Origin of the sequence: Pseudomonas sp. 51_B, assembly GCF_017491595.1 — a bacterium.
In the GTDB taxonomy this organism is placed as follows: Bacteria; Pseudomonadota; Gammaproteobacteria; order Pseudomonadales; family Pseudomonadaceae; genus Aquipseudomonas; species Aquipseudomonas promysalinigenes.
Genome location: NZ_JAFGYW010000003.1, coordinates 120,534 through 141,268 on the forward strand (window position 1 = coordinate 120,534; position 20,735 = coordinate 141,268).

At 60.5% G+C, this 20,735-nt stretch carries 19 protein-coding genes and 3 tRNA genes; 10 read left to right on the forward strand and 12 right to left on the reverse strand.

The window, feature by feature from the left end; all coding sequences use genetic code 11:
• Position 1: 1 nt before the first annotated feature.
• The 8 genes from ybgC to J5M56_RS05790 form a co-directional block, all read right to left on the reverse strand.
• Entirely contained in the window at positions 2-454 is a 453-nt protein-coding gene (ybgC, locus tag J5M56_RS05755) for a tol-pal system-associated acyl-CoA thioesterase (protein ID WP_060478858.1), read from the reverse strand.
• Between the two features lie 125 nt (positions 455-579).
• Complete coding sequence (ruvB, locus tag J5M56_RS05760) at positions 580-1,626, reverse strand: Holliday junction branch migration DNA helicase RuvB (RefSeq protein ID WP_060478857.1); 1,047 nt, start codon at positions 1,624-1,626, stop codon at positions 580-582.
• Entirely contained in the window at positions 1,623-2,240 is a 618-nt protein-coding gene (ruvA, locus tag J5M56_RS05765) for a Holliday junction branch migration protein RuvA (RefSeq protein ID WP_060478856.1), read from the reverse strand. Before ruvA ends, ruvB begins: the two co-directional genes overlap by 4 nt.
• A 109-nt stretch (positions 2,241-2,349) precedes the next feature.
• Positions 2,350-2,874 (reverse strand): crossover junction endodeoxyribonuclease RuvC, encoded by a 525-nt coding sequence (gene ruvC, locus J5M56_RS05770; RefSeq protein ID WP_167276208.1) that lies wholly within the window; start codon positions 2,872-2,874, stop codon positions 2,350-2,352.
• 156 nt (positions 2,875-3,030) lie between these two features.
• The gene (locus J5M56_RS05775) at positions 3,031-3,777 is read right to left on the reverse strand and encodes a YebC/PmpR family DNA-binding transcriptional regulator (protein WP_186478677.1); all 747 of its coding nucleotides are present in this window, start codon (positions 3,775-3,777) and stop codon (positions 3,031-3,033) included.
• A 108-nt stretch (positions 3,778-3,885) separates the two neighbouring features.
• Positions 3,886-5,661, reverse strand: a complete 1,776-nt coding sequence (aspS, locus tag J5M56_RS05780) for an aspartate--tRNA ligase (RefSeq protein WP_060478853.1) — start codon at positions 5,659-5,661, stop codon at positions 3,886-3,888.
• A 94-nt stretch (positions 5,662-5,755) separates the two neighbouring features.
• On the reverse strand, positions 5,756-5,977 hold the full coding sequence (locus tag J5M56_RS05785; RefSeq protein WP_060478852.1) for a zinc ribbon domain-containing protein: 222 nt from the start codon (positions 5,975-5,977) through the stop codon (positions 5,756-5,758).
• Positions 5,978-6,070: 93 nt separating this feature from the next.
• Positions 6,071-6,397 (reverse strand): ribbon-helix-helix domain-containing protein, encoded by a 327-nt coding sequence (locus tag J5M56_RS05790; protein ID WP_186478678.1) that lies wholly within the window; start codon positions 6,395-6,397, stop codon positions 6,071-6,073.
• Between the two features lie 296 nt (positions 6,398-6,693).
• Between J5M56_RS05790 and J5M56_RS27035 the strand changes: the two genes are divergently transcribed.
• Positions 6,694-7,287 (forward strand): cold-shock protein, encoded by a 594-nt coding sequence (locus J5M56_RS27035; protein WP_186478679.1) that lies wholly within the window; start codon positions 6,694-6,696, stop codon positions 7,285-7,287.
• 36 nt (positions 7,288-7,323) lie between these two features.
• Here J5M56_RS27035 and J5M56_RS05800 read toward each other — a convergent pair whose 3' ends face one another.
• The gene (locus tag J5M56_RS05800) at positions 7,324-7,530 is read right to left on the reverse strand and encodes a SlyX family protein (RefSeq protein WP_060478849.1); all 207 of its coding nucleotides are present in this window, start codon (positions 7,528-7,530) and stop codon (positions 7,324-7,326) included.
• Positions 7,517-7,951, reverse strand: coding sequence for an HIT domain-containing protein (locus J5M56_RS05805; RefSeq protein WP_186478680.1), 435 nt, complete (start codon positions 7,949-7,951; stop codon positions 7,517-7,519). The genes J5M56_RS05800 and J5M56_RS05805 overlap by 14 nt, the downstream gene beginning before the upstream one ends.
• Before the next feature lie 410 nt (positions 7,952-8,361).
• Between J5M56_RS05805 and J5M56_RS05810 the strand changes: the two genes are divergently transcribed.
• From J5M56_RS05810 to J5M56_RS05825, 4 genes are all read left to right on the forward strand, one after another.
• Positions 8,362-8,694, forward strand: coding sequence for a hypothetical protein (locus J5M56_RS05810; RefSeq protein WP_207870261.1), 333 nt, complete (start codon positions 8,362-8,364; stop codon positions 8,692-8,694).
• Complete coding sequence (locus tag J5M56_RS05815) at positions 8,685-9,959, forward strand: OprD family porin (RefSeq protein ID WP_186478682.1); 1,275 nt, start codon at positions 8,685-8,687, stop codon at positions 9,957-9,959. The genes J5M56_RS05810 and J5M56_RS05815 overlap by 10 nt, the downstream gene beginning before the upstream one ends.
• 159 nt (positions 9,960-10,118) lie before the next feature.
• Positions 10,119-11,834 (forward strand): proline--tRNA ligase, encoded by a 1,716-nt coding sequence (locus J5M56_RS05820; protein ID WP_060478846.1) that lies wholly within the window; start codon positions 10,119-10,121, stop codon positions 11,832-11,834.
• A 20-nt stretch (positions 11,835-11,854) separates the two neighbouring features.
• Positions 11,855-12,808, forward strand: a complete 954-nt coding sequence (locus J5M56_RS05825; RefSeq protein WP_186478683.1) for a hypothetical protein — start codon at positions 11,855-11,857, stop codon at positions 12,806-12,808.
• 37 nt (positions 12,809-12,845) lie between these two features.
• Here J5M56_RS05825 and dinB read toward each other — a convergent pair whose 3' ends face one another.
• Positions 12,846-13,904, reverse strand: coding sequence for a DNA polymerase IV (gene dinB, locus J5M56_RS05830; RefSeq protein ID WP_186478721.1), 1,059 nt, complete (start codon positions 13,902-13,904; stop codon positions 12,846-12,848).
• A gap of 204 nt (positions 13,905-14,108) precedes the next feature.
• On the opposite strand from dinB, the gene J5M56_RS05835 reads away from it, so the two are divergent.
• The 5 genes from J5M56_RS05835 to J5M56_RS05855 all read left to right on the forward strand — a co-directional run bounded on the left by J5M56_RS05835 (position 14,109) and on the right by J5M56_RS05855 (position 18,789).
• Positions 14,109-14,185 (forward strand) — tRNA-Met (locus J5M56_RS05835).
• 135 nt (positions 14,186-14,320) lie between these two features.
• Positions 14,321-14,397 (forward strand) — tRNA-Met (locus tag J5M56_RS05840).
• A gap of 133 nt (positions 14,398-14,530) precedes the next feature.
• Positions 14,531-14,607 (forward strand) — tRNA-Met (locus tag J5M56_RS05845).
• A gap of 247 nt (positions 14,608-14,854) precedes the next feature.
• Positions 14,855-17,497, forward strand: a complete 2,643-nt coding sequence (gene mprF / locus J5M56_RS05850) for a bifunctional lysylphosphatidylglycerol flippase/synthetase MprF (protein WP_207870263.1) — start codon at positions 14,855-14,857, stop codon at positions 17,495-17,497.
• Positions 17,497-18,789: an AcvB/VirJ family lysyl-phosphatidylglycerol hydrolase gene (locus J5M56_RS05855; protein WP_060479471.1), complete on the forward strand. Its 1,293-nt coding sequence runs from the start codon at positions 17,497-17,499 to the stop codon at positions 18,787-18,789. The genes mprF and J5M56_RS05855 overlap by 1 nt, the downstream gene beginning before the upstream one ends.
• Before the next feature lie 32 nt (positions 18,790-18,821).
• Here J5M56_RS05855 and J5M56_RS05860 read toward each other — a convergent pair whose 3' ends face one another.
• On the reverse strand, positions 18,822-20,732 hold the full coding sequence (locus J5M56_RS05860) for a potassium transporter Kup (protein ID WP_207870265.1): 1,911 nt from the start codon (positions 20,730-20,732) through the stop codon (positions 18,822-18,824).
• Between the last annotated feature and the right edge of the window lie 3 nt (positions 20,733-20,735).

Genomic DNA, 20,735 nt, shown 5'->3' on the forward strand with positions numbered 1-20,735 from the left:
CTTATTCTCCTGCGTTCGATTGATTCCCCCAGCCGTCCGCCGCAAAGGCGTCGCGCAACTGGGGCGGTATGGCTCGGGGTTTGAAAGTGTCGGCGCGCACCGCGGCCACCAGGAACTGCCCTTCACAGAGCAGCGTTTCATCTTTTTCCCGCCAGACCTGCTGCACGAAGCGCAGGCTGGCGCGATTGAGTTCAAGTACTTGCGCGGTGACCCTCAGCTCGTCGTCCAGGCGTGCCGGCGCGTGATAGCGGGCTTCGCTGGAATGGACCACGAACAGCAGGTTGTCCTCGGCCAACTGCGCCTGAGAGAACCCCAGATGCCGCAGGCGCTCGGTGCGCGCGCGCTCCATGAATTTCAGGTAATTGACGTAATACACCACGCCACCGGCATCGGTATCTTCGTAATAGACACGACAACGGTGTGCGAACGGTTCCAGGCCATTTAGCGCGCGCATACTCTAGTGCTTACTCCTCAGCTTGCCAATCCGCCTCGGCAACTGTTTTTTCATCATCAATGTCGTAGTGCCAGCACTCGGTAGGCATGCCAGCGGTAGGACCACGAAAAGCCCGTTTCGATCTGTCATTCATCGCCTGGATCGGAAAAATCACCGGCACCCCCCAAGCTGCCAGGCACGTTCAGGCCAAAGTGCAGGTAAGCATGCCGGGTCACCACCCGCCCACGGGGCGTACGCATGATGTACCCCTGCTGGATCAAGTAGGGCTCGAGTACATCCTCGATGGTATGACGTTCCTCGCTGATGGCTGCGGCCAGGTTGTCCACGCCCACCGGACCACCGTCGAACTTCTCGATCATGGTCAGCAACAAGCGCCGGTCGGAGTGATCGAAGCCGCGCTCATCGACGTCCAGCAGGTTCAGCGCCATGTCGGCTACCGCCTTGGTGATCTGGCCTTTGCCACGCACCTCGGCGTAGTCGCGCACTCGGCGCAACAGGCGGTTGGCGATTCGCGGGGTGCCGCGCGCGCGCCGGGCGATTTCGTAGGCGCCGTGATCCTCGATTGCCAGACCCAGGATGTTGGCCGAACGACTGACGATGGTGGCAAGGTCCTTGTCGCTATAGAACTCCAGGCGCTGCACGATACCGAAACGGTCACGCAACGGGTTGGTGAGCATCCCCGCGCGCGTGGTAGCGCCCACCAGCGTGAACGGCGGCAAGTCGAGCTTGATCGAACGGGCGGCGGGGCCTTCACCGATCATGATGTCCAGCTGGAAGTCCTCCATCGCTGGATAAAGGACCTCTTCGACTACTGGGGACAGGCGGTGAATTTCATCGATGAACAGCACATCGTGCGGTTCCAGGTTGGTGAGCATGGCCGCCAAGTCACCCGGCCTTTCAAGTATCGGACCCGAGGTGCTTTTGACCGAAACACCCATTTCCTGGGCGATGATGTTGGCCAGGGTGGTTTTGCCCAACCCTGGTGGGCCGAATATCAGTGTGTGGTCAAGCGACTCGCCACGCCCGCGCGCTGCCTGTATGAACAAAGCCATCTGCTCACGCACCACTGGCTGGCCGATGTACTCGTCCAGGCGCAAGGGGCGGATCGCCCGGTCCTGTACCTCTTCACGGTCGCGGCCACTGGCAGCGATCAGGCGGTCGGCTTCGATCACTTGGTAATCATCCCTTTAAGGCTGCGACGGATGAGTTCTTCACTGCTAAGGCCGGCCTTGTCTTTGATGGCGGCAATGGCTTTGCTGGCTTCCTGGGGTTTGTAACCCAGAGAAACCAGGGCGCTGACGGCATCGGCTTCGGCACTGGACTCGCTGGCAAGTGGCAGCGGGCCGTCGGAAACCAGGGTGAACATTGCCGGGGAGGTTTCCCAGGCCTTGAAACGATCCTTGAGTTCGATCAGCAGGCGCTCGGCGGTTTTTTTACCGACACCTGGCACGCGCACAAGCACCGCTGCGTCCTGGGCCTGCACGCAGCGGACCAGGTCGTCCACTTCGAGGCCTGACATCAACGCCAGAGCAAGCTTGGGGCCTACTCCATTGAGGCGGATCAACTCACGGAACAGCTCGCGTTCACGTTTTTCGGCAAAGCCGTAAAGCAAGTGAGCATCTTCGCGCACCACCAGATGAGTGTGCACGGTCACCTGCTCGCCAACCTTGGGCAGGCGATACAGGGTCGTCATGGGCACTTCCAGTTCGTAACCCACACCGTTGCAGTCGATAATCAGATGCGGAGGCTGTTTTTCCGCCAGGGTACCGCGCAAACGTCCAATCACGTTCCGTTCCTTCCTCTCGGGGAGCCGGTCGAAGACCGCTCAACCCTATCAGCAAAAGTGTCGGGTGACCGTTTCACCCGAACAAAATGTGTATCAGCGCATGAAGCGGTTACAGACGCAAGCGCCCGCCACGCCGCCTAGCGGTTGCCAGGCCGTGGGGCACTAGGCTTGAGCGGGTATGGGCATGACACAAGGCGATGGCCAAGGCGTCGGAAGCATCGATCTGCGGCTTCTGAGTCAACTTGAGCAAATGCATAACCATCAGCATCACCTGCTCTTTATTGGCCCCACCGCTACCGGCAACAGCTTGCTTGACCTGGCTGGCACTGTACTCGGCAATCTCCAGCCCCGCCTCGGCCGCCGCCACGATGGCCGCGCCACGGGCTTGGCCGAGCTTGAGCGCAGAGTCGGCGTTGCGTGCCATGAATACCCGTTCGATGCCCATGGTGACAGGGCCGTGCTGGGCGATGATCTCGCTGACACCGCGAAAAACAATCTGCAGCCGCTCGTGCAGTTCACCACTGCCAGTGCGAATGCACCCCGACGCGACGTATTCACAGCCGCGGGCGGTCTGGCGGACCACTCCGTAACCAGTGATGCGTGAGCCGGGGTCGATACCAAGAATCAGAGTCATAGCGCCTGTCATTCAGAGGTTACATTGGTAAAAAGATTGCCGGCCCCTTCGCTGTTATGCCTGCATCCACACACAATGTGGTAACAGACATACCCGCGAAGGGGCCGGCACAGGCGCTGAGAAGCTCACGGCGATGGCACAGAATGCCAAATCACCTTAGCCAAGTTTTTCCATGATCTCGTCGGAAATCTGCGCGTTGGAATAGACGTTCTGTACGTCGTCCAGGTCTTCGAGCATGTCGATCAGCTTGAGCACCTTCTCGGCGCCGTCCTGGTCGAGATCGGCACTGGTAGTCGGCTGCATGACGATTTCCGCGTCAGCGGCCTTGAAGCCTGCTTCCTCCAGCGCGTTACGTACCGCGTAGAAGCTGTTGAACGAGGTGAAGACCTCGAACGAACCGTCGTCGTTGGCCACTACATCGTCAGCGTCGGCCTCCATGGCGGCTTCCATCAGGGCATCTTCCTCGATACCCGGAGCGAAACTGATCTGCCCCTTGCGCTCGAACAGATAGGCCACCGAGCCGTCGGTGCCAAGGTTGCCGCCACATTTGGTGAAGGCATGGCGTACGGCGGCGGCGGTGCGGTTGCGGTTGTCGGTCATGGCCTCGACCATGATCGCCACGCCACCGGGCCCGTACCCTTCGTAGCTGAGCTCTTCGACGTTGTCGCTCTCGTTGGTACCCGCGCCACGGGCGATAGCGCGATCGATGATGTCGCGGCTCATGTTGGCACCCAGTGCCTTGTCCAACGCCAGACGCAGACGCGGGTTGGAGGCCGGATCGCCACCACCCTGCTTGGCGGCAACGGTCAGCTCACGGATCCACTTGGTGAAGATCTTGCCTCTCTTGGCATCCTGGCGCTCTTTGCGGTGCTTGATGTTCGCCCACTTGGAATGACCAGCCATAACGACTCCGAATCCTTGAAACAGAAACAGGTTCCGCCCCGAAGGGCGGAACGTGGGAATACTGCGCCGAAGCGCCAGGGCGCACCCGCCGGATGCGCCCAGGGCCGATTACTCGACCTTGGTCTGCTCGCGCAGACGGATGTGCAGCTCGCGCAGGGCTTTGGCGTCGACCATGCCAGGAGCCTGGGTCATGACGCACGCGGCGCTCTGGGTTTTCGGGAAGGCGATCACTTCGCGAATCGACTGAGCGCCGGTCATCAGCATGACCAGACGGTCCAGGCCAAACGCCAGGCCACCGTGAGGCGGTGCACCGAACTTCAGTGCATCGAGCAGGAAGCCGAACTTCTCTTCCTGCTCCTCTGCCTCGATCCCCAGCAGGCGGAATACCGCTTGCTGCATTTCCTTGCGGTGAATACGAATCGAACCACCACCGAGCTCAGTACCGTTGAGCACCATGTCGTACGCCCGCGACAAGGCAGTGGCCGGGTTGGCCTCAAGCTCTTGCGGGGTGCATTTGGGGGCGGTGAACGGGTGGTGCAGCGCGGTGAAGCTACCGTCTTCGTTCTCTTCGAACATCGGGAAGTCGACCACCCACATCGGTGCCCACTCGCAGGTCAGCAGCTCGAAGTCGTGGCCCAGGCGGATACGCAGCGCGCCCAGGGCTTCGCTGACGACCTTGAACTTGTCGGCACCGAAGAACACGATGTCACCATCGACTGCACCAACGCGGTCGAGAATGGTGTTGAGGTTGGCCTCAGGAATGTTCTTGACGATTGGCGACTGCAGGCCTTCAACGCCCTTGGCGCGCTCATTGACCTTGATGTAGGCCAGGCCCTTGGCACCGTAGATGCCGACAAACTTGGTGTATTCGTCGATCTTGCTGCGCGGCATGCTGGCCCCGCCTGGCAGGCGCAGGGCGGTGACACGGCACTTCGGATCGTTGGCAGGGCCTGCGAAGACCTTGAAATCCACGTCCTTGAGCTGGTCGGCAACATCTACCAATTCCAGCGGGTTACGCAGGTCTGGCTTATCGGAACCGTAGCGACGCATGGCCTCTTCGAAGGTCATGTGTGGGAACTCGCCAAACTCCAGGTCGAGCACTTCCTTGAACAGCTTGCGGATCATGCCCTCGGTCAGGCCCATGATCTCGGTTTCGTCGAGGAAGCTGGTCTCGATGTCGATCTGGGTGAATTCCGGCTGGCGGTCTGCACGCAGGTCTTCATCGCGGAAGCACTTGGCGATCTGGTAGTAGCGGTCGAAACCGGCAACCATCAGCAATTGTTTGAACAACTGAGGCGACTGCGGCAGGGCGAAGAAGCTGCCCGCGTGGGTACGGCTTGGCACCAGATAGTCACGCGCACCTTCAGGGGTGGCGCGGGTGAGGATCGGGGTTTCGACGTCGAGGAAGCCGTTTTCGTCGAGGAAGCGGCGGATGCTGCTGGTGATGCGCGAGCGCAGGCGCAGCTTGTCGGCCATTTCCGGGCGACGCAGGTCGATGAAGCGGTAACGCAGGCGGGTTTCCTCACCGACGTCGGAGTACTCGTTCAGCGGGAACGGTGGGGTTTCCGCTTCGTTGAGCACGTTCAGCTGGTAGCCGAGGATCTCGATGGCGCCAGACGCCATATTGGCGTTCACCGCGCCGTCGGGGCGCTTGCGCACTTTGCCGGTGATCTGCACGACGTACTCGCTGCGTACGCGGTCGGCAGCGGCGAAGGTGTCGGCGCGATCCGGGTCGAAAACGACCTGGGCCATGCCTTCGCGGTCACGGATGTCGAGGAAGATCACCCCGCCGTGGTCGCGGCGACGATGGACCCAGCCGCAAAGGGTGACTTCCTGGCCGTCCAGGCTCTCGTTCAGTTGGCCGCAATAATGGCTGCGCATCATGATGGTGGTTTCGCTTCTCGTGATTCGTGTATTCGTTGGAGGCCTTGGCCGCCCAGAGGGCTAATACTGCAAGACCCGGCTACTTCAATTCAACTCAGTCGGCTTTATCGCCACCGGCCAGGTTCTTTTTTGCCCCGGTCTTGAAGTCGGTTTCGTACCAGCCATTGCCACTGAGGCGAAAGCCAGGGACCGACAGCAGTTTCTTCAAGGCCGGCGCCTGGCAGGCGGGGCAGTCGGTCAGCGGTGAAGCGCTGATTTTCTGCAGCACCTCCATCCGGTGATCGCAGGAAGCACATTGATAGTCATAAAGGGGCATGAACGTCTCTCGTCAACCACAACGCTGGCTGCCCGGGGCAGCAAAAAGCGGGATTATATATGGTTAACCGACACTGCGCAGCCCGCCGGGCGATCAGCGTGCGCTCGGGGGGTCGAGCAACCAAGCGACGCAGATCACTCTGATCAAACCGCTGAAGTTGCGCACCCCGCCCTGGCGCAGATGCACCTCGCGATCGACATAAGACAGCACGGCACTGATCGAACACTGATTGACAGCAGCGATCTGCTCCAGGATACCCCAGTACACCGCCTCCAGACGCAGGCAGGTGGAGAAACCGTTCAACCGTACCGAGCGCGAAACCGGCTGGGTCTGCAACATATCGAAATCGGCCTTGAACGGGTCTATGCAGTGCTTTCCAGGCCACCCCCCTGCCCTCACCGTACGCTTGACTGCTTGCATCTGGCCACATCCTCAGCTCACTCAACTGGGGCTCAATGAAGCGCCGAGCGAGGCGCGGGAAGCAGCGGCAAAACCTTCCCGCGCAAATAAATGCATCTAGACCAACGCACGACCGCGCAGCGGCCTTCGGTTTGAGAACCCCGTGCCTTTGCTGTTAAATAGGCAAGGTGCCACCCGTGCGGACAGTTATTGCCCGGGTGCATAGGCTGGCCCGCCATGTGTTCGCGCTCAATACCTCATGCGCACCATGCACCCAGCTCTTCCTGTGATCGGCCTAATCAACTGTGAGCCATACCATGTTCAAGATCGTCCATCTGGTGACGGGCGTTGCGGCTTTGCTGCTCGCGCTCGTGCCCAGCCTTAGAACCGAGGCAACCCCTTTCCTGCAGCAACCCGACGCGGTCTACTTGGCGCTGCTGGGCCTGCTCAACCTGCTGCTAGCCCCCGTCGTGCCGGTTTACTACCGCGGCGCGAGACAACAGCTGCAATACCTCGCGTGTGCCTTACTCGCGGTGGCTGTTGTACTGCAGGCCCTGACGTTGCTGGCACGCCCGGAAATGGGCAACCTGGCGGCGCTGGTCTGCGCCGCACTGGCAGTTGCCTTGCACCTGACAGCCGCATTTGCCCGCAGCAACAAAAAGGGTCGCACCAGCCAAGGCACAGCCGCACAAGCCGGCACCCGCGATACTGGCACCGTAAAGTGGTTCAACACATCCAAGGGCTTTGGCTTCATCTCCCGCGATTCGGGTGACGACATCTTCGTTCACTTCCGCGCCATCCGTGGCGAAGGGCACCGCATTCTGGTCGAAGGCCAGCGCGTCGAATTCTCGGTGATGCACCGTGACAAAGGCCTGCAGGCCGAAGACGTGGTCGCGGTCAACCGTCGCTGAAACTGCCCAGCCCTGGAGCAACCCAGGGCTGACCTATCAATAATGTGGCGGCGGCGCTTCTTCTCCTTCACTACCGTATTGCCCCACCATCTCCTCGTAGCGCTTGATCAGTTCGGCCATTTGCAGTTGCAAGCGCTCGATCACCCGCCCCTGCTCGATCACCACATCATTGAGTGCCTGAATCGTATCGTCCTGGAAGGCCTGACGGGTCTCCAGCTCGATGATGCGCTCATCCGGCGACATAGGGAGCCTCTTGATAATCTTGGGTCAGAATTGTGCGCAGGCGCTGACGAATCGCGTCGACCTGCCCCGAAATATACTCGCTTGCCGGCACTTTGCCCCAGACCGGTGCAGGCCACGCTACGTCAGTCTCGTAGCGAACGATCACATGCATATGCAGCTGGCCGACCACATTCCCAAGGGTCGCGACATTCATCTTGTCCGCTGCGAATTCCTGTTTAAGCGCCTGGGCAAGGTTGCTCGTTTCTTTCCAGAGCTGCGCTTGGTCTTGCGCGCTAAGGTCAAACACTTCGCTTACATTCGCTCGCCTGGGCACCAGTATGAACCAGGGATAATTGGCATCTTTGCTGAGTAACAAACGGCATAACGGCAAATCACCCAGCACCAGGGAATCTTGTTGCAAACGCGAATCCATATCAAACACAAAAAGTCTCCACTCTTAACAGGATGCGCCAAGGATACCGTGCTTCGCTTGAACCGGCATGAAACCGCCCGCGATGCAGGCCGAAACTAGCCAACCTGCAGGTCACGCACAATTGCGGTAACACAGCGCTACTTTTCGCACCAAAATGATGCCGCAAATAGGTGTAGCACCACACTTCTACTCACATGAGTGACTGTGGATCAACAGTTGCCGGTAACACATTGACTTTTATGGCAGCTTTTTCCCTGGCGCCCGACCTCTAAGCTGGCACACCATCTGACAGCTCCTAGCCCGTGTTTTCGGCGGTTTTGCGCTGAGCCTCACCGCATTTGTGAAAATTTCATTAGCCGTTGTTAATTTTGTGCACGCTTGTTGCATTCCTTCCACGCCAAGTCGGCACGACACCTGCAATGTCAGGTGACGCGACAGGCAACCACAGCGAAATGGGTGCACCAGGGAGTTTCATTCGTCAGGAGGCTGCAAAGCTGCAGAATCCAGGCATTGAGACAGCGCTGGAGTTTCACGAACCGTTAAGACGGAGCGTGATTTGCGACAGGGAAATACTTAAAAGCGACATGGCCAAAAAGTTCCGTAAAGATGATCTTTGCCATATCGCCAACAACAGTCAGCGTGCTATACATTTCCGCCGACATAACAAGAAAGAGCTGCCCCATATAACTAAAAAACTTGGGCGCAGCGGTACTCTTCCTAAAAACCAAAGGAGCAAGTCACGATGCGCGTGATGAAGTGGAGCATGATCGCCCTGGCCGTTGCGGCAGGGACCTCGCAGATGGCCGTAGCCTCGTCCCAGGACGAATCCAAGGGCTTCCTCGAAGACAGCAAGCTGAACGTCAAGACTCGCATGCTGTATTTCAGCCGCGATTTCCGTAACAACGCGCCAGGCTCTCAAAGCCGCGTGGAAGAAACCGGCCTTGGTTTCCTGGGCACCTACGAGTCTGGTTTTACCCAAGGCACCGTCGGTGTGGGTATCGATGCCATCGGCATGCTCGGCCTGAAACTCGACAGCGGCAAAGGCCGCCACAGCACCGGCCAGTTCCCGACTGACGCCGATGGCCGTGCCCAGGATGAATTCTCCGAAGGCGGCGGCGCAGTCAAGCTGCGCATCTCCGATACCGTGCTGAAAGTCGGCGATCAGTTCACTGCCATGCCGGTGTTCGCCACCGATGACAGCCGCTTGCTGCCAGAAGTAGCCCAAGGCGCTCTGATCACCAGCAGCGAAATCAAGGGCCTGACCCTGAACGCCGGCCGCTTCACCGCGCTGAACGCTCAGTCCCAGACCTTCCATGACAGCCTGCACCTCAAAGAAGCCGACGTCATTGGTGGCACCTATGCCTTCACCGACAACGTTTCCACCAGCCTGTACTACTCCAAGGTCGAAGACTACTGGCGCAAGTACTACGCCAACGTGAACTGGGCTCTGCCACTCTCGGACAAGCAAGGCCTGGTGTTCGACTTCAACATCTATGACACCAAAAGCGATGGCCAGGGCCTGCAGCGCGCCGAGAAAGATGGCGTGACCAAGCTCGACAACCGCGCCTTCAGCCTGTCCGGCGCCTATAACATCGGCGCTCACACCTTCACCCTGGCCTATCAGAAAGTCACCGGCGACGGCGACTACGGCTACGGCGTGGACGGCGGCGGCACCATCTTCCTGGCCAACTCCGTGGCCCGTTCCGACTTCAACGCTGAAGACGAAAAATCCTGGCAGGCTCGCTACGACCTGAACTTCGCCGAATACGGCGTGCCAGGCCTGACCTTCATGACCCGTTACGTACGTGGTAGCGATGCCAACACCGGTTCCACCAGCAATGGCAAGGAATGGGAACGTGACGTAGACGTCAAGTACGTGCTGCAAGAAGGCCCAGCCAAGGACCTGAGCTTCCGCGTGCGTCAGGCTACCTACCGCTCCAGCGATGGCGTTTACTATGGTTCGAGCTCGATCGACGAACTGCGCCTGATCGTCGAGTACCCGCTGAGCATCCTGTAAGCCTGGCTTATAGTGCACCGCACCTGAAAAGCCCGGCACAGTTGCCGGGCTTTTTCTTGGCTGACAACTGCCACGCCCTGGGGCATCCTGTACGCCTTCGTTTCACCCCCGTACAATGCGGGGCTATTTCAACGTCTTAGGCAATCGACACGGCTAACCATGCGCACCAGTCAATATTTGCTCGCCACCCAGAAAGAAACCCCTGCCGATGCAGTGGTCATCAGCCATCAGCTCATGCTGCGTGCCGGCATGATCCGCAAACTGGCCTCCGGCCTGTACACCTGGCTGCCAATGGGCCTGCGGGTAATGCGCAAGGTCGAGGCCGTGGTGCGCGAGGAAATGAACGCCGCCGGTGCCCTGGAAGTGCTGATGCCAAGCATCCAACCTGCCGAGCTTTGGCAGGAATCGGGCCGCTGGGAGCAGTACGGTCCCGAGCTGCTGCGTCTCAAAGACCGCCATCAGCGCGAGTTCTGCGTCGGCCCGACCCACGAAGAAGTGATCACCGACCTGGCCCGCAACGAGCTGTCCAGCTATAAACAGCTGCCACTCAACATGTACCAGATCCAGACCAAATTCCGTGATGAGATCCGCCCACGCTTCGGCTTGATGCGCGGCCGCGAGTTCATCATGAAGGATGCCTACTCCTTCCATGCCGATCAGGCTTCCCTGCAGGAAACCTACGACCGCATGCACCAGGCGTACAGCAACATCTTCACCCGCCTGGGCCTGGACTTCCGTCCGGTGCAGGCCGACACCGGCTCCATCGGTGGCAGCTACTCCCACGAATTCCACGTGCTGGCCGAATCGGGCGAAGACGACGTGATCTTCAGCGACAGCTCCGATTACGCTGCCAACATCGAGAAGGCCGAAGCCATCCCGCGTGAAACCGTGCGCCCTGCGCCAACCGAAGAACTGCGCCTAGTGGACACCCCTAATGCCAAGACCATCGCGCAATTGGTGGAAAACCACGGCCTGGCGATCGAAAAGACCGTCAAGACCCTGATCGTGCGTGGCGCCGAGGAAGGCAAGCTGGTCGCCCTGATCGTGCGTGGCGACCACGAGCTCAACGAAATCAAGGCCGCCAAGCTGGAACAGGTTGCCGACCCACTGGTCATGGCCACCGATGCCGAACTGCGCGAGGCGATCGGCGCTGGTGCAGGTTCGCTTGGCCCGCTGAACCTGCCATTGGAAATCGTAATCGATCGTTCGGTCGCACTGATGAGCGACTTCGGCATTGGCGCCAACATCGACGACAAGCACTACTTCGGCGTGAACTGGGAGCGTGACCTGCCAGTTCCGCAGGTCGCCGACCTGCGCAATGTCGTCGAAGGTGACCCAAGCCCGGATGGCCAAGGCACCTTGGTAATCAAGCGCGGCATCGAAGTGGGTCACATCTTCCAGCTGGGTACCAAGTACAGCGAGGCCCTCAAGTGCCAGGTACTGGGCGAGAATGGCAAGCCGGTCACTCTGGCCATGGGCTGCTACGGCATCGGCGTGTCCCGCGTAGTTGCCGCCGCGATCGAGCAGAGCTACGACGACAAGGGCATCATCTGGAACGACGCCCTGGCGCCCTTCCAGATCGCCCTGGTGCCGCTGCGCTATGAAACCGACGTGGTGCGCGAGGCCACCGACAAGCTGTACGCCGAACTGACCGCGGCCGGCTACGAGGTGCTGCTGGACGACCGCGACAAGAAAACCAGCCCCGGCATCAAGTTCGCCGATATGGAGCTGATCGGCATCCCGCACCGGATCGTGGTCAGCGACCGGGGCCTTGCTGACGGTAATCTGGAGTACAAGCACCGCACCGAGCAGGACGCTAAGCAGCTGCCGCTCAACGAAGTGCTGAGCTTCCTGCAGGCCCGCGTTCGCCGCTGATAATCAATGCACGAGTGATCATGTCCAAGCGAAGTACCTTTACCCTGGGGGGCACCGCATTGTGCGGTGCTCTGCTCGTCAGTGGTTGCGCCAACCAGATGTCTCAGCGCAGCGACCATGAGGAGCGCGTCGAGCGCAAGCTGCTCGAACACACCCTGCAGATAGATGTCGGCGAGCCCAAGGTGATGGAGCTTCCGCAACGGCGGGTGCGCATCCATGAACAGAAGCGTTTCGAGGTCACCGACTACGAAGTGACCCGGCGCTACGATCGCTACACACCTTACCAACCCTGGCGGGAAATCTATGAGATCCCGCTTGGTGCGGTGGCCGTAGTGGCAGGCATCGGCGCCAATGTGGTGAACGTGTTCGCTCTGGGCAATCTTCCGCAAAGCATGACCCATGACTGGCTAAGCTACGGCGTCGATGGGCTTAACCCGTTCATGAACGCACCATCCAATGGCCGCGCGCAACAGAATCTGGCAGGCATCAGCGAAGTGCAGAAGGACAAGCGCGAAGAGTTCACCAGCATCCCTTGGAGCGAGCGACTGGTCGAAGTCAAGGCTGGCAAGATGACCCACGAGCTGACTACCGACAAAAACGGCGTGCTGCGCTTGAACCTGTTGGACAGTCCGTTCTCGGAACAGCATCTGAACCACGTCGGCACCCTGCACCTGCAGGTGGTGGACGAGGACAATGGCGTACGAGGCGATGCAAGTCTGCTGGTCAGCGCTACTTTGCGCGACAAGCTGCGCGAAGCCCATGAGCTGATCTTCGATGACCTGGAAGATGACGATGTCGGGCAGTGGGTACATCGGGTGAAGCGCTTGTCCGAACTGGGCCTTGAGGAAGAAGCCAGCGAGATGGAGCAAAGCCTGATCGAGCTGACGCGCAATGATCCAGAGCTGCAGCAGGAGTTTCTGTCAGCCCTGACCAAGGCTACCGGCCGCCTTGTTGCTGACCCAGGTGCGCAGTAAGCAGCACGTTAGATGAAGGGCCGCAACGCGGCCCTTTTTAATTGCCGGGAAACAGCTCCAATTGTTCATGGGCACCGCGCAGGTCGCGTAATCTGACCCCTACTCCCAGTAAACGCACCGGCTTGCCACCACGGGCGAAAGCCTGCCCCAGCAATTTACGGTAACTCTCCAAGTCCCTGCCCGCCCCCGCCTGCTCCATCGTCGTCTGGCTGAAGTCATGGAATTTGACCTTGACGAAGGGTTTATCGGGCCGATAACTGCTGTCCATACGGGCGATCCGCTCATTGAGGCTGTCGAGCAGTTCAGGTAAGCGCTCCAGGCAGCTGGCCAGGTCCGGTAGGTCGTTGTCATAAGTATTTTCGACACTCACCGACTGCCTGCGGCTATCGTTTTGCACGGCTCGTTCATCAATCCCTCGGGCCAACCCCCAAAGCCGCTCGCCAAAACTGCCGAACTCACGGGCCAGTGCCAACCGTGACCACTCACGCAAATCAAGGCAGGTGTCTATCCCCAGGCGGCTCAGCTTGTCGGCGGTGACCTTGCCAACACCATGTAGCTTGGCCACCGGCAAGGCCGCTACGAAGGCTTCGACTTGGTCGGGGGTGATCACGAACAACCCATTGGGCTTGCGCCAGTCGCTGGCGATCTTGGCCAGAAACTTGTTAGGCGCGACACCCGCGGAGACGGTTATGTGTAGGGTACGGGCGACCCGTCGGCGAATATCCTCAGCGATTCGTGTGGCACTGCCTGCGTACCACTGACTTTCACTGACGTCCAGGTAGGCCTCATCCAATGACAGCGGCTCGATCAATTCGGTGTAGTCACGGAAAATGGCATGAATCTCCCGCGAGGCTTCCCGGTAAGCCTCAAATCGTGGCTTGACGATTTCAAGGTCAGGGCAAAGCTTCAGCGCATGCCGGGACGACATTGCAGAGCGCACCCCGTAGGCGCGGGCCTCATAATTGCAGGTGGCAATCACCCCACGGCGCTCTGCCGAGCCACCCACCGCCATGGGCCGACCGGCCAAGCGCGGGTCGTCACGCATCTCGATCGCGGCGTAAAAGCAATCGCAGTCGATATGGATGATCTTGCGCACGGACATTGATGATAGCCACCACTGTAAATTCATACAGATAGTAGCGCATAGCGACACCCGTGAAACAGTCTCCCGAGGCATCGGCTTTGCGGCCCCGCCACGTCTGCGCCGCCCATGAGCGCTGCTAAGAGTTTGAACGAAAAAGGATTTTTTACGATATATGTTGACATGGAGCAGGAATTGCGTAGAATTCGATCTCACAGGCGCGGGATGGAGCAGCCTGGTAGCTCGTCGGGCTCATAACCCGAAGGTCGTCGGTTCAAATCCGGCTCCCGCAACCAGATTCGAGAAAAGGCCACTGTTCACGCAGTGGCCTTTTTCTTTGGCCCGTGTTTTACCCAGCGTAAAAACATAAGGCAAATCAACAACTAGCGCTTGACACACGTGGCGATCACTGTAGAATTCGGTTCCACAGGCGCGGGATGGAGCAGCCTGGTAGCTCGTCGGGCTCATAACCCGAAGGTCGTCGGTTCAAATCCGGCTCCCGCAACCAGATTCAAGAAAAGGCCACTGTTAACGCAGTGGCCTTTTTCTTTGGCCTAAGAAAAGCAAAACCAACCATAGTGAACCAGATGGAAGTAAGTGCTTGACTTACATGCCCTACTCTATACAATGCGCACCTCTGACGCGGGATGGAGCAGCCTGGTAGCTCGTCGGGCTCATAACCCGAAGGTCGTCGGTTCAAATCCGGCTCCCGCAACCATATTCGTCAGAACGAACCCCGCCTGTGTAAAAACAGCGCGGGGTTCGTTGCGTTCAGTCACCCGAAAAAACTTCCAACACCGTCAAAGCAGCGCGTTTGAGATGACGACGTGTGGATGAACTATCTTTAACGCTGCCGGACGACTGAAAGTAACGTTGTCCGGAGTAATATCCGGATACGTTTACCAAAGGGACTTTCACTTGGCCGCAGCTCTCCCCGTCCTCGCGCACCACGCCCGAGGCATCTCATGACATCGCACACCCCTGAACCTGAAGTGCCTCTGGCCGCAGCACTGCCCACTGCTGCTCAGCGCTTGCCCTGGCTGGAACGCGTGAGCCGTTACCGTCAGCCAATCGGCCTGGCCGTGACCTTGCTGCTGTTTGCCATGGCGCTGATCGCATGCCGGCACCTGCTGAGTGAACTGGATATCTATGCCTTGCACGATGCCATGCTGGAGGTCCCGGCAAAGTCTCTGACCGGTGCGCTGCTGGCAACGGTGGCGGGTTTCGTGATCCTGCTGGGTTACGAGTGGTCGGCTAGCCGTTACGCGGCCGTCAAGTTACCCGCCAGGACGCTGGTGATGGGCGGCTTCAGCGCCTTTGCCATCGGTAACGCGATCGGGTTGTCGATGCTATCGGGCGGCTCTGTGCGCTACCGCCTGTATGCACGCCAGGGTCTGGGTGCGGCCGAAGTCGCCCGCATGACCGTGTTTGCAAGCCTTTCCTTGGGTACGGCGCTGCCACCTCTGGCTGCACTGGCCACCTTGAGCAACCTTCCCGCAGCGTCAGCTGCACTGCGCTTGCCTACAACAGTGCTGGCCGGCATCGCCATCGCTGTATTGGCTCTGAGCGCCATACTGGTGATCGGGCTCTACCGCCGACGCCTGCCGGAGCAACCGCTGGCTGACAATCTGCTGGTACAGCTGGGCCGCCGCACCCTGCGCCTGCCTGGTGGCCGCTTGGCCGCCTTGCAGTTGCTGATCACCGCACTCGACGTTGCCGCTGCCGCGACCGTGCTCTACCTGCTGCTGCCTGAGGCCCCGCCCTTCGGTGCCTTCGTACTGGTTTACCTGCTGGCCCTCGCCGCTGGGGTGCTGAGCCATGTACCCGGTGGCGTGGGTGTATTCGAGGCGATCCTGCTGGCGGCTTTCGCCGACCAACTGGGTGCCGCGCCGCTGGCGGCGGCCCTGCTTCTGTACCGGTTGATCTACGTGGTACTGCCCTTGTTGCTGGCCTGCGTGTTGCTGCTGGCCAACGAGGCGCGCCGCCTGCTTTACGCCCAGCAAGCCATCAAGGCGGCCTCGGGGCTGGGTGCGCCGATTCTGGCGATCCTGGTGTTCCTCTCGGGCGTGGTGCTGCTGTTCTCCGGCGCCACGCCAGAGATCGACACGCGCCTCGAACACATGGGTTTTCTGGTACCCCACCGGCTGATCGATGCATCGCACTTTGGCGCCAGCCTGATTGGCGTGCTCTGCCTGTTACTGGCTCAAGGCCTGCGCCGTAGGCTGTCTGCGGCTTGGCTGCTGACTACCGTGCTGTTGTTGGTTGGCGCACTACTCTCGCTGCTCAAAGGCTTCGACTGGGAAGAGGCCAGCCTGCTGACCTTCACCGCCGCGCTGCTGGCCGTTTTCCGCCGCTCGTTCTATCGACCGAGCCGGCTGCTCGAGCTGCCGTTCTCACCGGTTTACCTGGTGGCCAGCGCTTGCGTGGTCGGCGCGTCGGTGTGGCTGTTGCTGTTCGCTTATCAGGACGTGCCCTACACCCACAAGCTCTGGTGGCAATTCACCCTGGACGCCGATGCCCCGCGGGGTCTGCGTGCTGCACTGGGTAGCGCAGTACTGCTGGTGATCGTCGCCCTCACCTGGCTGCTGCGCACTGCACGCCCGGTCATTCACCTGCCAGATGAAACCGAATTGCAGCGTGCCAACCGCATCCTGCAGGCGTCCGACCAACCCGACGGCGGTCTGGCGTTGACCGGCGACAAGGCGTTGCTTTTCCACCCCAACGACAATGCGTTCCTGATGTATGCCCGTCGCGGCCGCAGCCTGGTGGCACTCTACGACCCGATCGGCCCGGCCCAGGAACGCGCCGAGATGATCTGGCAGTTCCGCGACCTGTGCGACCTTCACCATGCCCGCCCGGTGTTCTACCAGGTGCGCGCGGAAAACCTGCCGTTCTACATGGATATCGGCCTGACGGCCCTGAAGCTGGGCGAAGAAGCGCGGGTCGACTTGCGCCGCTTCGATCTCGAAGCCAAGGGTAAAGAGATGAAGGACCTGCGCTACACCTGGAACCGTGGTGGGCGCGATGGCCTAAGCCTGGAAATCCACGAACCCGGCCAGGCGCCGCTGGCCGAGCTCAAGGAAATCTCCGACGCCTGGCTAAATGGCAAGAACGTACGCGAAAAAGGGTTCTCGCTAGGGCGCTTCAGCCCCGAGTATCTGCAGCACTTCCGTATCGCTCTGATTCGTTTCCAAGGCCGGCCAGTGGCATTTGCCAACCTGCTGGAAACCCACAGCAACGAACTGGCCAGCCTCGACCTGATGCGCGCTCACCCCGAGGCGCCGAAGCTGACCATGGAGTTCATGATGATCGGCCTGATCCTGCATTACAAAAGCCATGATTACGGCCGTTTCAGCCTGGGTATGGTCCCGCTTTCAGGCTTGCAGCCACGGCGTGGCGCGCCCTTGACCCAGCGTCTGGGCTCGATGGTGTTCCGCCGTGGTGAACAGCTCTACAACTTCCAAGGCCTGCGGCGCTTCAAGGACAAGTTCCAGCCGGACTGGGAACCTCGTTACATGGCCGTGCCGGCCGGGCTCGACCCGCTGGTAGCACTGGCCGATACTGCCGCCCTGATTGCTGGCGGCCTGACTGGATTGGTGAAACGCTGATGATCCGACGCTATTGGCTTTACGTACTGATTCCTCTTTTGCTGGCCGTACTGGGCGGCGCAGCGGGCTTCTGGTTGTGGACCCGCCCTGCGCCCGAGGCAAGGCTGGAGCAACTGACCCTCAACGACACCCGCATCACCCGGGTCACTCCAGGCGTTCACGCCAAGGCCCGGGTCGCCATTGGCGTGCCCCAGGACCAGGCCCTGACCGACAAGCAGTTGCTCGACCTCAGCCAAGCGGCCGAGGCGCAGCTGGTTCAGGTGGTTCTGCCGCCCAATGACTGCGCCAAGCAACAAGCGGTGATGGATCAGGCAATGACCCAGCTCGCTGACAAACCGACGCTGGTCGCCGGCATTGGCCCAGGGGCTGCCCAAGCATGGCGCTGGCTGGCCAGCCAAACCGATGACAAGGCGCGGGCGGTTTCGGTGGACTTCACCCTGGAGCAGCCTGGCTGCAAGGTCGAGCTGCCGAAGTCGGCCCCCCACGGCCACTGGAACGTGGCCTGGAACGACAACCCGGACGACGCCAGCGCCGCCTTCGTACGCGATCAGGCCAACGCCGAAACCAGCATCAGCGACTACGACATCCACCTGCCCCAGGTGCTCAAGGCCCAGCTGACCCAAGCCTTGGTGGGCCGCGACGGCAACGCCCTGGCCATTCCGGTGGTGGAAGTCCCAGCCGGCCAGACCACCGATACCGTCACCCTGTTCCTGTCTGGCGACGGCGGCTGGCGTGACCTGGACCGCGACGTGGCAGGCGAAATGGCCAAGCTCGGGTATCCCGTGGTCGGCATCGACACCTTGCGCTATTACTGGCAGCACAAGACTCCAGAGCAAAGCGCCGCCGACCTGTCGGAGCTGATGCAGCACTATCGCCAGAAGTGGGGCACCAAGCGTTTCGTGCTGACCGGTTACTCGTTCGGCGCCGATGTATTGCCGGCCATCTACAACCGCCTGCCGGTAGAGGATCAGCAGCGTATCGATGCAGTGATGCTGCTGGCCTTCGCGCGCAGCGGCAGCTTCGAGATCGAAGTTGAGGGCTGGCTGGGCAAGGAAGGCCAGGAAGCGCCTACCGGGCCGGAAATGGCCAAACTGCCCGCGGCCAAGGTGGTCTGCGTGTACGGCGTGGAAGAAACCGACGAAAGTGGCTGCACCGACAAAACTGCAGTCGGTGAGCGCATGAAGCTGCCAGGCGGCCACCACTTCGACGAAAACTACCCCGCGCTCGCCAAGCGCCTGATCGACGAAATCGAAACCCGCCAAGGCAAGTCCAGCGTGGCTGCACAGAACTGAAAAAGGCGGGGCCGCCAGGCGGCCCCGCCCACTCATATCTCTACCTGGGTGCCCAGCTCGATCACCCGGTTCAGCGGCAGGTTGAAGAAGCGCAGGTTACCGTTGGCATTCTTCAGCAGGAACGCGAACAGGTTACCCCGCCAGCGTGACATCCCTTCGAGGCGTGAAGCGATCACGGTTTCCCGGCTAAGGAAGTACGTGGTACGCATTGGGCTGAAGTCCAGGTCGTCCAAGTGGCACAGCTTCAGGGCCGCCGGTACGTCTGGTTCGTCCATGAAGCCGAAGTGCAACAGCACGCGGAAGAAGCCATCGCCGTAGGCATCGACTTCGAACCGCTCCTGCTCCGGCACCCGCGGTCGATCCTCGCTGACCACCGTCAGCAATACCACTTGGCTGTGCAGCACCTGGTTGTGCAGCATGTTGTGCAGCAGCGCATGGGGCACCGCATCAGCTCGCGCAGTGAGGAACACTGCCGTGCCTTCGACCCGGTGTGGCGGTTGCACGCGGATACTGCTGATGAAGATAGGCAGCGGCAGCCCGCCCTCATCGATACGCTCTACCAGGATCTGCTTGCCGCGCTTCCAGGTGCTCATCAACAGGAACAGCACACCGCCTGCCAACACGGGGAAGGCGCCGCCCTGGACGATCTTCGGCACGTTGGCGGCGAAGAACAGCCCATCGACCAAAAGGAAGCCCACCAGGATCGGTACCGCTAGCACCGGTGGCCATTTCCACAGTAGCAGCATCACCGCCGACACCAGAATGGTGGTCATCAGCATGGTCCCGGTCACGGCCACCCCGTAAGCCGCCGCCAAAGCGCCGGAAGACTCGAATCCGATCACCAGCAGGACTACGCCGACCATCAATGTCCAGTTCACCGCGCCGATGTAGATCTGCCCTTGCTCCTGGCTAGAGGTGTGCTGGATCTGCATGCGCGGGATATAACCAAGTTGAATGGCTTGGCGGGTCAGGGAGAAGGCCCCGGAGATGACTGCCTGCGAAGCGATCACTGTGGCCAGGGTAGCCAGCCCGACCATTGGCAGCAGTGCCCAGCCGGGCGCAAGCAGATAGAAGGGGTTGCGAGCAGCCTCGGGGTTTTGCAGCAATAGCGCGCCTTGGCCGAAGTAGTTGAGCACCAGCGCCGGCAGCACCAGCGCGAACCAGGCGCGAGCGATCGGCTTGCGGCCGAAATGGCCCATGTCGGCATACAGCGCTTCGGCTCCGGTCAGCGCCAGCACCACGGCACCGAGAATGGCCACGCCCATGCCAGGGTGGACGAGGAAGAAGTTCACAGCCCAGGCAGGGTTGAATGCCTTCAGCACTTCGGGGCTCTGCGAGATGCCAAGCACGCCCAATGCCGCCAGCGCCAGGAACCAGACCACCATGATCGGCCCGAACAGCTTGCCGATCTTGTCCGTGCCGTGTTTCTGCACCAGAAACAACGCCACCAGCACTACCAGCGAAATGGGCACCACCCAGTGGTCGATACCGTCGAACGCCAGGCCCATACCTTCCACCGCCGACAACACCGACACCGCCGGGGTAATCATGCTGTCACCGTAGAACAACGAAGCGCCGATCAGCCCGCAGACCACCATCAGCGTGCGCAGGCGCGGGTAGGCCGCCGTTGCCCGGCGTGCCAGCGCGGTCAACGCCATGGTACCGCCCTCGCCCTGGTTGTCGGCGCGCAGGATGAACATCACATATTTGAACGACACCACCCACAGCAATGACCAGAGGATCAGCGAGAGGATCCCAAGTACACCATCATGGTTGACCGGTACCCCATAACCGCCGGTGAATACCTCCTTCAGGGTATACAACGGGCTGGTACCGATGTCGCCATAGACAACCCCAACGGCTGCTACCAGCAGGCCCAAAGACCTGGTCGCGCCTTGCTCGCCCGCGTGCCCGCCTTCGGCGTGACTGCTTGCCTGAACCATCGA